This window comes from Aquimarina sp. U1-2 (assembly GCF_017897595.1).
In the GTDB taxonomy this organism is placed as follows: domain Bacteria; phylum Bacteroidota; class Bacteroidia; order Flavobacteriales; family Flavobacteriaceae; genus Aquimarina.
Genome location: NZ_JAGKIK010000002.1, coordinates 242,940 through 255,965, shown reverse-complemented (window position 1 = coordinate 255,965; position 13,026 = coordinate 242,940). Strand labels below are relative to the sequence as shown.

General features: G+C 37.3%; 11 protein-coding genes. 4 read left to right on the top strand and 7 right to left on the bottom strand.

Going from position 1 to position 13,026, the window contains the following annotated elements; genetic code table 11:
* Positions 1-9 precede the first annotated feature (9 nt).
* On the top strand, positions 10-1,377 hold the full coding sequence (gene radA / locus J8281_RS03970) for a DNA repair protein RadA (protein ID WP_210196295.1): 1,368 nt from the start codon (positions 10-12) through the stop codon (positions 1,375-1,377).
* Position 1,378: 1 nt separating this feature from the next.
* Here the strand turns inward: radA and J8281_RS03965 are convergent, their stop codons facing one another.
* Together J8281_RS03965 and J8281_RS03960 are read right to left on the bottom strand one after the other, a co-directional pair.
* Positions 1,379-2,410: an aldo/keto reductase gene (locus J8281_RS03965; protein WP_210196294.1), complete on the bottom strand. Its 1,032-nt coding sequence runs from the start codon at positions 2,408-2,410 to the stop codon at positions 1,379-1,381.
* Between the two features lie 375 nt (positions 2,411-2,785).
* The gene (locus tag J8281_RS03960) at positions 2,786-3,316 is read right to left on the bottom strand and encodes a hypothetical protein (RefSeq protein ID WP_210196293.1); all 531 of its coding nucleotides are present in this window, start codon (positions 3,314-3,316) and stop codon (positions 2,786-2,788) included.
* 280 nt (positions 3,317-3,596) lie between these two features.
* On the opposite strand from J8281_RS03960, the gene J8281_RS03955 reads away from it, so the two are divergent.
* Positions 3,597-4,001: a hypothetical protein gene (locus J8281_RS03955; RefSeq protein WP_210196292.1), complete on the top strand. Its 405-nt coding sequence runs from the start codon at positions 3,597-3,599 to the stop codon at positions 3,999-4,001.
* A gap of 69 nt (positions 4,002-4,070) precedes the next feature.
* On the opposite strand, the gene J8281_RS03950 is transcribed toward J8281_RS03955, so the two are convergent.
* Both J8281_RS03950 and J8281_RS03945 read right to left on the bottom strand, forming a co-directional pair.
* Entirely contained in the window at positions 4,071-5,030 is a 960-nt protein-coding gene (locus J8281_RS03950) for an OmpA family protein (protein WP_210196291.1), read from the bottom strand.
* A gap of 137 nt (positions 5,031-5,167) precedes the next feature.
* Entirely contained in the window at positions 5,168-5,932 is a 765-nt protein-coding gene (locus J8281_RS03945) for an exodeoxyribonuclease III (RefSeq protein ID WP_210196290.1), read from the bottom strand.
* Positions 5,933-6,077: 145 nt separating this feature from the next.
* On the opposite strand from J8281_RS03945, the gene J8281_RS03940 reads away from it, so the two are divergent.
* The gene (locus J8281_RS03940; protein ID WP_210196289.1) at positions 6,078-6,359 is read left to right on the top strand and encodes a hypothetical protein; all 282 of its coding nucleotides are present in this window, start codon (positions 6,078-6,080) and stop codon (positions 6,357-6,359) included.
* Between the two features lie 180 nt (positions 6,360-6,539).
* Here the strand turns inward: J8281_RS03940 and J8281_RS03935 are convergent, their stop codons facing one another.
* From J8281_RS03935 to J8281_RS03925, 3 genes are all read right to left on the bottom strand, one after another.
* Positions 6,540-9,548, bottom strand: coding sequence for a GEVED domain-containing protein (locus tag J8281_RS03935; RefSeq protein WP_210196288.1), 3,009 nt, complete (start codon positions 9,546-9,548; stop codon positions 6,540-6,542).
* 126 nt (positions 9,549-9,674) lie between these two features.
* Positions 9,675-11,213, bottom strand: a complete 1,539-nt coding sequence (locus tag J8281_RS03930) for a glycine--tRNA ligase (protein ID WP_210196499.1) — start codon at positions 11,211-11,213, stop codon at positions 9,675-9,677.
* 118 nt (positions 11,214-11,331) lie between these two features.
* The gene (locus J8281_RS03925) at positions 11,332-12,213 is read right to left on the bottom strand and encodes a hypothetical protein (protein ID WP_210196287.1); all 882 of its coding nucleotides are present in this window, start codon (positions 12,211-12,213) and stop codon (positions 11,332-11,334) included.
* Between the two features lie 76 nt (positions 12,214-12,289).
* On the opposite strand from J8281_RS03925, the gene J8281_RS03920 reads away from it, so the two are divergent.
* On the top strand, positions 12,290-12,970 hold the full coding sequence (locus J8281_RS03920) for a ComF family protein (protein WP_210196286.1): 681 nt from the start codon (positions 12,290-12,292) through the stop codon (positions 12,968-12,970).
* Positions 12,971-13,026 lie beyond the last annotated feature (56 nt).

Here is a 13,026-nt window from a genome sequence, read left to right as displayed (position 1 = left end):
CCATAATTCATGGCTAAAACGAAGACTGTATTTTTCTGTCAGAACTGCGGGGCGCAATATGCCAAATGGCAAGGGCAATGCACGTCATGTAAAGAATGGAATACTATTGTAGAAGAAGTAGTTCAAAAAGCCGAAAAAAAAGACTGGAAAAGTGAATTATCCGGCCCAAATGCATCTAGGGTTGCCAAACCTTTAAAAATTTCACAAATTGATACGCGCCAGGAGTCCCGATTTAATACCGATGATCTTGAGTTGAATAGAGTATTGGGTGGTGGATTGGTGCCTGGCTCACTAACTTTGCTAGGTGGTGAGCCTGGTATTGGTAAAAGTACGCTTTTGTTGCAAGTAAGCCTTAGATTACCTTACAAGACTTTGTATGTTTCAGGTGAAGAAAGCCAGAAGCAAATCAAAATGCGAGCAGAGCGTATTCGATCTAAAACTGATAATTGTTTCATTCTAACCGAAACCAAAACTCAAAATATCTTTAGGCAAATCGAGGCGGTCGTACCCGATATTGTGGTGATAGATTCTATCCAAACGTTGCACAGCGACTACATAGAAAGCAGTGCCGGAAGTATATCTCAAATTAAAGAATGTACAACAGAACTCATCAAGTTTGCTAAAGAAACAGCAACTCCGGTTATTTTGATCGGCCATATTACCAAAGATGGTACCATTGCAGGTCCTAAAATTTTGGAACATATGGTAGATACAGTGTTGCAGTTTGAAGGTGATCGCAATCATGTGTACCGCATTTTGCGAGCGCTTAAAAATCGTTTTGGCTCAACGTCCGAGCTTGGCATCTACGAAATGCAAGGCAGCGGTTTGCGCGAAGTGAATAACCCCAGCGAAATACTCATTTCTAAAAAAGACGAAGAATTAAGTGGTACTGCTATAGCCTCAACACTAGAGGGTATGCGGCCTTTGATGATAGAAATTCAGGCGTTGGTAAGTACTGCAGTATATGGCACACCTCAACGCAGTGCTACAGGATATAATTTAAAACGACTTCATATGATCCTGGCTGTGTTAGAGAAAAGAGCAGGCTTCCGGTTAGGGGCAAAAGATGTTTTTTTGAATATTACTGGGGGGATATCAGTCGATGATCCCGCTATCGATCTGGCTGTTGTAGCTTCTATATTATCTTCTAGCGAAGACATTCCGATTCCAAAAGATTTTTGTTTTGCTGCAGAAGTAGGTCTTGCGGGAGAAATAAGACCTGTGACCAAAGTGGAACAACGTATACAGGAAGCAGAAAAATTAGGTTTCGCTACCATTTTTGTTTCAAAATACAATAAAATAGCATTACAAAATACCCAGATCAACATACAGCTGGTGGCCAAAATTGAAGACGTGGTTGAGTATCTCTTTGGATAATTTATGGTGCCGGATTAGGAATATCCTCATGCACAGCTTCAATTTCTTTCAAAATTTCATCAGACAAAGTAATATCAATACTATTGATGTTTTCTTTAAGTTGTTCCAAAGTTGTAGCGCCTATAATGTTACTCGTTACAAAAGGACGATCATTAACAAAAGCTAGTGCCATCTGGGTTAGACTTAGATCATACTTTTTAGCAATTTCGTTATAGGCTCTTGTGGCTTTAAATGAATTCTCGTTATGATAGCGCGCAAACTGCGGAAACAAGGTTACTCTAGCATTTTTTGGAGTATCCTCAAGATACTTACCTGTAAGTTGTCCGAAACCAAGAGGAGAATACGGTAAATGACCCACATTTTCGCGGTGCAATACTTCGGTAAGTCCTATTTCATCTTTACGATTTAGCAAATTGTATGGATTTTGCACGGTAATCATCTTAGGAGCACCTTTTCGAGCTTCTTCCACATAACGCATCACACCGTAGGCAGTTTCATTAGAAACCCCGATTTGCCCGATTTTTCCTTGTTTTACAAAATCTTGAAGGTAACTTAGTACGCTATCAAAGTTATCTTGCCATTTTTCAGTTTCATCATGCTGATACCCTCGTACCCCAAAAAAATTAGTAGTACGTTCGGGCCAGTGTAACTGATAAAGATCTATATATTCTGTTTGTAAGCGTTGTAAGCTTTTATGGATAGCATCTTCAAATTCGGCTTTGGTAAATCCACCCGTTCGAATATGTTTCACAAATTCTCGGGGACCTACGATTTTGGTAGCAATAACTACATCGTCGCGTTTTCCTGTTTTTTTTAGCCAGGTACCTATAATCCTTTCGGTGCTGCCTTGTGTTTCTTTCTTAGCAGGAACCGAATACAATTCGGCCGTATCAATAAAATTTACGCCTTGTGCTATAGCATAGTCTAGTTGTTGATGAGCTTCATCTTCTGTATTCTGCTCTCCCCAGGTCATCGTGCCTAAGCATATTTTGCTTACTTTAATATCGGTATTAGGTAGGGTAGTGTATTTCATATCCTAAATCTCTAAGCGGTTTTCGGGTTAATGGCTTCAAAAGTAGAAACTATCCTATGATCTTATGTAAAAATTATCATAATTAATCACAAAGCCGGGTACACGAAAATGAGTACAATCTCTACAGCGATTAGTGTTTTATCTACAATTATATGATAGCCTGTATTTTAAAATGACTGATAATCAATTATTTAAATAAATGGTTATATTCGGAACGATTTTTTCTTACATACTTATAATATAGACCATGTGCTCAATTGCTAGACGAGGATTGGTGTGATTTTATGATAGGGAAATGACTGACTTGACCCTATTTGATGGAAAAGAGTCTCTTGTATGAGGCTCTTTTTTGGTTACTATTTGCTTTGTTTGTATCTAATTCTCCTCATCATTCGCTTTTTTAGAGATACCGCATTTTCTGCGAATCGTTCTTTCAGCAAGCGCCGCTACGTTTCGAGCTTCACCTTCAGAGACCCCTTTACTTACAATTTCGTCATAAACAGTTTTGTTTTCTATAAGACCTTTTAAGACGCACATAAACCCAGGGCTGTCTTTACCTTTGTACGGATTTTTTTTATTAGGCTTTGCTATCAACTCTCCAAATAAGCGGTCTTTTAGTACCTCGTCCTTTTGAACCTCTAGTACAAATGTATTCAGGATGTCTTGCTCTTCAGGATACATTTCATTTACCTTATCGGTAGCATTGGCATATTCATCATTGGTAAAACTAAAATAGTTATACAGGTCAAAATAATTAGCATTCTCTTCATCTTGTACATCATCCTCTTCCTGTACTTCCTCTTCACTTTGTGTTTCTTCTTCGTATGGGTACTCTTCTTCACTTTCCTGGCTTATGCCTCTAAACACGGCAAGTACTACTAGTAAAAAAATGGATAGCTTCTTCATTTGTTTGATAGTTTAAAATTAATTGGGGTAGTATAAACGTTTCACAACGTCATTTTGTTACGTATAGCCTTTATTTTCATTCCTTTTTCTTTAACATATCTAAGGTTTTTATTTTTCTTTATTAAATTCGTGGCATACTTTTTGGTTTTTGTGAAATATAATGTCTATTTTGACGCAAATAATTAAGGTTATTTTAACAATAAAAATAAGAATTTATGCGTTAAGTAACCAATTTCATTAACCTATAAACTTTTAATACATTTTTTAACACCCAAACATTATGAAAAAATTATTTCTACTTTTATTCGTGCTAGGTGCAGGATTCTCAGTTCAGGCTCAGGAGGATTGGACAAAACTTACCGAGGTTTTTGATCGAGTATATTCTCTTGCTACAGATCTTGGCGAGCAAACAGATAAAGTAACTGCCGCAGGTAATGTGATTTCTATAATTACAGGCAAAGGAACGGTATCGGTACAGAAAAAATTAGATAAGTCAAAGCCAAAACATTTAAATCATTATCAATATTCTTTGTTAACCACTACCGGAAGAAGCATTCAATTAGATAAAATGAATGCTGAACGCGTGATTGAAACTTTTCAAGCTAAACTTTTAGAATTAAAGACTACCCTGGCAGAAAATCAAGATGCTGATGTATCCAAAATTTTGGATAGTCTATTCCAATAACGAAGTCCTCTTCTATGATATAAAAACAGCGGCCAAAAGGCCGCTATTTTTTTACATCTCACTCCAAAATTAGATATCGTTTAGCAATTTAGAAATTTCGTCCAGTTTTGGGGTTAGTATCACTTCGATTCGCCTGTTTTTGCTTTTACCCTGGCTGGTGTCATTACCTGCTACCGGGGCAAATTCTCCCCTGCCCGCAGCAGTTAGATTTTGTGGATCGATTCGTTTGTTTTCTACCAAAATAGTAACAATAGCCGTAGCTCTTTTGGTAGATAAATCCCAATTCCCAGATAATTGTGTATTACCTGTATACGGATCATCATCGGTATGCCCTTCGATCAAAACGGCAATGTCTGGATTTTCAGCCAAAACTTTTCCCAATTGTTTAACAGCTTTTCGACCTTGCGCTCCTACAGCCCAGCTGCCCGATTCGAACAATAATTTGTTTTCCATAGAAATATATACCTTTCCGTTGCGCTCTTCTACGGTAAGACCTTTGCCTTCAAAGTTTCGTAAGGCTTTAGAAATTGCCGATTTCAACTTTTGCATTTTGGCATCTTTGGCAGCGATTAATCCTTCTAATTCATCAACTCTTTGGGAGCGCGCCTCTAAATCCCGCTGTAATTTATCCAGGCGGGTGCGCTCTTGTGCCAGTACTCGTTCCTTTTCTTCTAATTGTGATAATAACTCTCTGTTCTTTTTACTATTGGCAGCTATAGCAGCAGAACTATTTTTTTCTAAAGCATCATACGATCTTTTTAGGTTTTCATAATTGGCCTGTGCAGCGTCGTAATTGCGCTGTAGCTCATCTCTTTCTGCCTTAACTTTTTCATACTGCGCCGTACGCTCGTTTAGCGATTTTTTATTCGTATTGTTTTGCTTTTCCAATTCGGCAAACTGGTCTTCCATCTTACGATTTTTCCGTTTCAAACTGGCGTACTTACCTTCAAGATCTTTGTATACTTTAGACGTTACACAAGAAGTGGTAAGTACGGCTGCGACAATCATAAATACAATGTGTTTACTCATTTTATAGGGTTTTTAGGTAGTGAACTCGTTTAAACTTTTTTCGATTTGCTAAAAAAATGCTGTTTTTGCATTGATTTTAAGTAGTTCCAGACGATTGAAGTTCCTTCGTTAGCTGCTGGCAACCGAAAATGGAACCGTTACAGGTCTAATTCAACAACAATGGGGCAATGATCACTATGTTTTGCCTCTGATAGAATAACGGCTCTTTTCAATTTATCTTGTAGGGGTTGTGCTACCATTCCGTAATCCAAACGCCATCCTTTATTATTTGCCCTGGCATTGGCCCGATAACTCCACCATGAATAGTGATGCGGTTCTTTGTTAAAATGTCTGAAAGAATCAATAAATCCGCTATCGATAAAATTACTGATCCATTCGCGTTCTACCGGTAAAAAACCAGATACATTTTTATTACGCACAGGATCATGTATATCAATCGCCTGGTGACAGATATTATAGTCTCCAAGGATAACCAGATTAGGATACTGTTGCTTTAGCGAATCAATATACGTTTGAAAATCGGCCATAAACTTCAACTTATGCTCTAAACGATTGATATTGGTACCGCTAGGCAAGTAAAGACTCATAATAGATACTTCGTTAAAGTCGGCTCTTACATTGCGCCCTTCCTGATCCATATATTCGATACCGGTGCCGTATTCGATATGATTGGGAGCATTTTTTGATAAAATTGCTACTCCGCTATATCCTTTTTTTTGTGCGCTATACCAATAGTTGTACGGATATCCTGCTGCTGCGAATTTGTTAAGATCTAGTTGATCTTCGTTAGCTTTTATTTCCTGAAGACAAATTACATCTGGATCTGCCTGTTGCAACCACTCTAAAAATCCTTTATTGATTGCTGCTCTGATTCCGTTTACGTTATAGGAAATGATTTTCATAGGATATACATTTGAAATTTTGGTAAAAATAAAACCTATATCTTTATAACAACAACTGCAATTCATTTTAATTATGTTTAGGATCGTTTATTTAGTAGCTGCGTTTAGTCTATACACCTGTGCATCTTTACAAGAAACAAAAACAATGAATACATCTATGGCCAAGATCGACGAAAATCAAGAAAAAGAAATGAAAGAGAAAGGCTTTAGCAAGGGTACTATTACCGCTGGTAAAACAAAGGAATGCCCTTATATCCTCACAATCGAAGGGTCTAAAGATACGCTTGATCCTATGAATCTTGATAAGTTCTCTAATAAAGGCCAGCAGTTTTCAAAAGTCTGGGTAAAATTTTCGAGTTTGAGAATGCCCAACCGATGCAAAGAGGCACGCCCGGTATCTATTACTGCAGTTCATGAGCGTTTTTAACCCGGTTTATGCATTAGAATTTCGTTATGAGGGTTGAAAATGTCATAAAACCAAGTGTTTTCTAAGTTTCAGCATAGCATCGCTACGGTGAAACTTAAAAATACAACGTAGTGCTTGGTTTTGCAGCAGTTTAAAGCCGTAATAGATTTTCTAATGCTTAAAGCGGATTTAATATACCTCTTAGAGCACTCCAAATCCTGCAACATTATTTTTGCTATTTCCCAATCGGGCAAAGTAAATCCCAGATCTTGCAAAAGACATATCCAATTCGTAGGTAAATGTATTGTTTCCATCTTTTTTTACAAGATTAGAAGCTACAATTTGACCTAGCAGATTAAAAATATAAATTCGTTCTTCTACAGGACCGTCGGGATCTGTCTTAGTGATGATAAATTGATTATTAGGTTGACTTACTACTATAAGACGTGTAGCTACATTTGGGTCGGGTCCTATAGGCCTATCCAAAACTTCGACTGTGTAGTCATGAGTAGTTCCGAACAACATCGAACCGCAAGTATCATTTAATAACGCTCCTTCTTCATTAGAATTAACATCGCCTCCCCTAATTCTACATAAATGAGATCCTAACGCAGTATTATCGTCTAAAGTAAAGGTATAGGTCTGATCTGTATTAATTTCGGTAATGACCTGATTGTTGAGAATCAATTCGGTATTTTCGAATATATTATTGTCATTAACATCTATCCAGAAAGAAAATCGCTCTGATTCGTTATCATCTGCAAAACCAGATCTAACTGTCAACGTATATGGAGTTGCTCTGGTAAGCTGTATGGGCGTATGATCAGTAAAATCTTCGTATCCGGTGTTACAATTGATGGGGAAATTGGTCACATTAGCCAATTGAAAATACGTTATACCATCTCCAAATCGTGCACAGTTTGATGTTGGTCTGCAAAGCAAATTTTCAAAATTCCTTTCTATACTATCGTTTGTGGTATCTTCATCGGTTGTAAGTAAAGTTCCCAACGCTATTGTATATGTTCCTAAGTCTTGTAAATTGGCTGCGGTCGTAAATGTATAGGTTGCCGATTGCTGTGATGCTAGTGTACCTGTAAAGACCTCGTTAACCGTAGTTTCACCATTAATGGAATAAAAAACAGGAATATTAGTCTGTGATACACCGCCGTAATTAAAAAGAGTAATGGTAATTTCTTCTGCTGAAGAAAACTGTACACCCGATGCAAGCGAAATCAAATTGGTGACCCCTACATCATTAGCAAGTAAGTTTTTAATCTCTCGTGAGGTACAATCATTTTCAGGCATAGTGTCTCCTGAAAGATTGGTTTCTGCTGTGATGATATACGATCGTTCTGAAGTTAAATCTGTAACAGTGCTGAAGGAAAATACTATTGTCTCTCCTGCATTAACAGGTCCTGGCACTATTTCGGTAACAGGGCTATTACCCTCTACAGTATAACTCACAGGAATATCAGTTTGTACCGAAGTACCAAAGTTCTTTATAGCAATCGTTATCGTTTCTGAATTTGTTAAAACAGCATTTGCAGGGGAATCAATACGCACGACACCCACATCGCTGGTCGTATCTTCAGCAATAGTAAACACTCCAACTATATTTTTGGCATCTGTGTTTTCATTTTCAAAATACTCTGCAGTATGCCAAAACGTTTTATCATCTATAGGGTCAACAGTCATATGGGCATAGTCCCCATAGCGATTTGAGTCGTTTATTCCAGTCCCTTCGACGATAGTTTCTTCAGCAAAAGTCATCACCCCTAGAGGATCATCTGCCAATCTACCTGTATATCGTATAGAGGCATAACTATCTTGGGTAGCACCATTCGAAGTAGTACCCATAGTAGTATACGCCATACCAATATTGCCATGTATATCCATAGCCATACTACCGCACCAGGCACTTTTCCCGTCTGTAGAGGTGTATGTTCCTTCTTGATAAATGGTCCAAGGCTGATTATCGCCAGTTTGTCTCAATTCATACCACCTGATGCCGGCGACATTATCAGAATCTTGTCGGTCATCAATATCTACGGCAAAATTAAGGACTACCGAGTTGTAGTTACAAAATCTTCTGTAATTGGTGGCATGCATAATTACAGCCTGCTGTGCATCCAAACTAATACCCCCATCAGGCTGAGGTAAATTGTTAAAGAAAGCTCCATCAAAAACTCCGTCAAAAGGAGTTACCGATAGTTCTTCAGCTTCTTGTATTGTAGATTGATTTGGGTTAAGCCAATTCATAGAAATCGTCCATAATTTTAAGATATCCTGATCTACGCCGGCCCATGCATCATCTTGCATATAAATTATCTTTGCGTTACCTAAAGGAGGAGGCGTAGTACCTATGGCATTAAAAGAAGCAGGGCTATAAAATCCGTTAATACTAGATCCAGGTAGCGGAAAACCAATCATTCGGGCATTTTGATCTCCTGACAAGATTTTGTCTCGCTCTATCACATAGATCACTTCGCTTTCGGTTTGTGTACCTTGATCTTTATTAGTTGTGATATAATATCCATCTGACCAGACTGAAAACTTGGGATAGTCTGGAAATGTATTTCCTGTTCTAAATCTAAATGTATACCAACCGTCATTTACAGGGTCAGGACCCTGGCTTACTGCAATTAAGAACCCATTGTCGGGATCTGTTGATGAGTTGGGTGTGCCATCAAATTGAGTAATTACAAATCGATCTGCAAAATTATCATAAAATACAATCGGATCGCCCAATCGTTCATCCTCCCAAATATTTGCTAATGAACTTGGACCAAGTAAAAGGTTTCCTCTTTTATCATGTATAGCAAACTCTGAATTTAGAGCACTTACATAATGATTGGGTCCGACAGCTCCTGTAGGATCAGAGGGATCTAAACGTGTACTCGCCGATTGAAAGACTAATGAGGGTGCTTTACTTTTCTTTGCACGATAGGTGCTTTTTTGTTTAGAAATCAAGGGATCCTGCCCTTTTGGTAATCCTTTACCCGGTACTACTTTACTAGCACTCCAGCTTTTTGGATTCACTTTGCCCGACCTTGGTTTTGCAGCAATAAGTTTTCTTGAGTGTAAAGGCAATACTTCTTTTACGTCTACGGCTGTAGTTACAAGGGTAGGACGAGCCATTTTCTTATCTTGAGCATATCCTAATGTGATGACAAAAAACATCGCGATTACCCAAATCTTTTTCCACAGCATATATATTCTAGTATTAAAACGAATAATAACAGGACTAAAATACAATTAAACTTCAAAAATAAGATCATCAGCGTTGTGTAATTCGATATAATTGTATCGCCAAATAGTAGACTGTACGCCAAAGTCTTATAAAGTCAACCAATGTTCTGCATCGGTTTTTTGCGAAATGATGGCTTTCAACTCTGAAATAGGTACCCGATGCTGCTCCATCGTATCTCTATCTCTTATCGTAACCGTTTGATCATTAACTGTATCATGATCTACAGTAATGCAAAAAGGTGTACCATTAGCATCTTGTCTTCTGTATCGGCGTCCTATAGCATCTTTTTCGTCATAGATGATGTTGAATTTCCATTTAAGGTCATCGACAATCTGTTGTGCTATTTCTGGCAATCCGTCTTTTTTAACTAAGGGAAGAATGGCTGCTTTTACTGGAGCTACTACTGCGGGCAACTTCAAAACAACTCTGCTACTACCGTCTTCTAATGTTTCTTCTTGAAGTGCGGCAGAAAACACAGCCAGAAACATTCGATCTAGTCCTACCGATGTTTCTACCACATAAGGCACATAACTTTCTTTTAATTCGGGATCAAAAAACTGCAATTTTTTTCCAGAATATTCTTCGTGGGCTTTAAGGTCGAAATCGGTTCTAGAATGTATCCCCTCTAGTTCTTTGAAGCCAAAGGGAAAGTTAAATTCTATATCTGCGGCAGCATTGGCATAATGTGCTAATTTATCGTGATCATGAAAACGATACTTTTCTGCACCTAAACCTAAAGAAAGATGCCATTTTAAGCGCGTGTCTTTCCAATAGTCATACCATTTCATTTCATCTCCCGGTCTTACAAAAAATTGCATTTCCATTTGTTCAAACTCGCGCATTCTAAAGATAAACTGGCGGGCTACGATTTCATTCCTAAACGCTTTTCCTGTTTGTGCTATACCAAAAGGTATTTTCATACGCCCGGTTTTTTGAACATTAAGAAAGTTTACAAAAATTCCCTGGGCGGTCTCAGGACGCAAATATAAATCTGTGGCAGAATCTGAAGAAGCTCCCACTTTGGTCCCGAACATAAGATTAAATTGGCGAACATCGGTCCAGTTTTTAGAGCCAGATTCTGGACACCCTATGCCAAGATCTTCTATTAAGGTTTTAAATCCTGCAAGATCATTTTCTTCTTGAACTCTAGTGAGTTCGATAGTAATTTTGTCAATTTCTTTTTGACGGCGAAGTACGTTGGCATTGGTACTTCTAAATTCGTCTTCATTAAAAGCATCTCCAAAACGTTTATTTGCTTTGGTAATATCTTTTTCAATTTTCTGATTGATTTTTTCTCTAAAATCCTCGACCAAAACATCGGCTCTATATCTCTTTTTGGAATCTTTATTGTCGATAAGAGGATCATTAAACGCATCAACATGCCCCGATGCTTTCCATGTAGTAGGATGCATAAATATGGCAGCGTCTAGACCAACAATATTTTGATGCATGTAGACCATACTTTTCCACCAATATTCTCGTATATTCTTTTTTAATTCTGCCCCATTTTGACCATAATCATATACGGCGCTTAATCCATCATAAATTTCACTAGAACCAAAAATATACCCATACTCTTTTGCATGAGCGATCACCTTTTTAAATGTATCTTCTTGCTTTGCCATGTCGCAAAAATAATCGAATTTATCTAATTTACACGCTACAAAAATAATTTCTGAAAAAAGCATAAAAAAACCACTACATTTATAAAAAACATAGTGGTTTTTGCTGTTTTATGATGAATTATTTCAATTCAAATTGTGTATTAGAAATCATTCTTGGTCCAGAGAACAGGTTTACTACGTAGTTTCCTTTAACCAATTCACCTTCAGTTGTGTCTACCAAAACACAAACATCTAAGGCATCATTTTCATAAAATACTTTGTTTCGACCACTATACGTAAGTACGGCATCATCAAAATTTACAGATACTTTATCACCAATTAGATTATTTTCTGGATTGATAACCTGTACAAAAAGTTCTTTATCTCCTTTTTCAGTCAACTTATTAGGTGATAATGTAAAACATACTCTTACTTTTTCGGCTCTGCTAGCCTTCGAAGAACTAGAAATTTTACCGCTGTTACGTACTCTCACGCCTTCAGCTTTGATATTTGCCGCTGTAAGGGCAGAACCTCGTTCTACAATCTCTGCCAATTTTTCGTTCTGAGTCTGTAGCGAGTCAGATAAAATAATACGTTCATTCAAAGCTGTAGATGTACTATCAAGATCTGTAGATAGTTGAGTATTTGCTACAGTAAGACTGTCGGCCAATTTAAATAATCGTTCGCGCTCTTTCTTTAGCTTTCCTACCTCTCTTCGGTATCTTGAAATAAGTGCGAGATTGGCGTCATTATCTTTCACACTATCCAACAATACCACGATACGCTCTTTGGCTTTAAGTAAATGGTCGTCCATTACTTCGTTAAGAGCAATAGCATTGTCGTATTTGGTGATCAATTCTCCTAATTCGCTTTCAATTAGATCTTTTTCTTGTTGCAAAATTGCTTTATTTTGCTTCTCTTCGTTGTAAAATTTATAGGTGAAAATACCTAAAATTAGCAACAGCGCCCCCAGTACTCCGATTAGGATTTTAAGGGTTAAATTATTGTTTTGAGTTGTCATAATTAATAAATTTCTAATTTTGATGGTTATTTCTTATAGCTAAAATATAATAATTAACGGTAATCTCCCTAATAAAATGCTAAGAGACTTAGCCTATTTATTCTATCCTATACATTGCGCTGCTTGTAATAACGCTCTATACAGAAATGAAAAATTGCTGTGCACTACTTGTAGACACGAGCTACCTTTAGGTAATTTCCATACCATAAACGCAAAAAAAATTGAAAAAGTATTTTATGGTCGTGTCAAAATCGAAAATGCAGCATCGCTGTTCATATTTGAGAAAGGAAGTTTGGTGCAAAACCTTATTCATAATTTAAAGTACAAAGGAAGAGAAGAAATTGGAGAAGAACTGGGAAAATGGTTGGGTGAAAAGTTGTATACCAATAAGAATTATCATGAAATTGATGCTGTCATCCCTGTACCATTACACAAAAAGAGGCTTCGAGAACGGGGATATAATCAAGTAGAAAAATTTGGAAAAGAAATTGCTAAAAAATTAAAAACAGCGTATATAGATACCGTGCTCAAAAAAAATACGTATCATAAAAAACAATCAAAACACAATAAAAGTACCAGGTGGGCGAATACCTCTGAAACATTTGACCTTCAAAATACGTCTTTACTTGAAAACAAACATATATTAGTAGTAGATGACATTATCACCACCGGAGCCACTATAGAATCTTGCATAGAACTTTTAAGCTCAATTCCCAATGTTAAGATTAGTGTGGCGACGATGGCAGTGACAGCCTAAGACTCTTATAAAATTTTTAATACCCGAATTCGTTATTGTATGGGTTGCTAGCATAA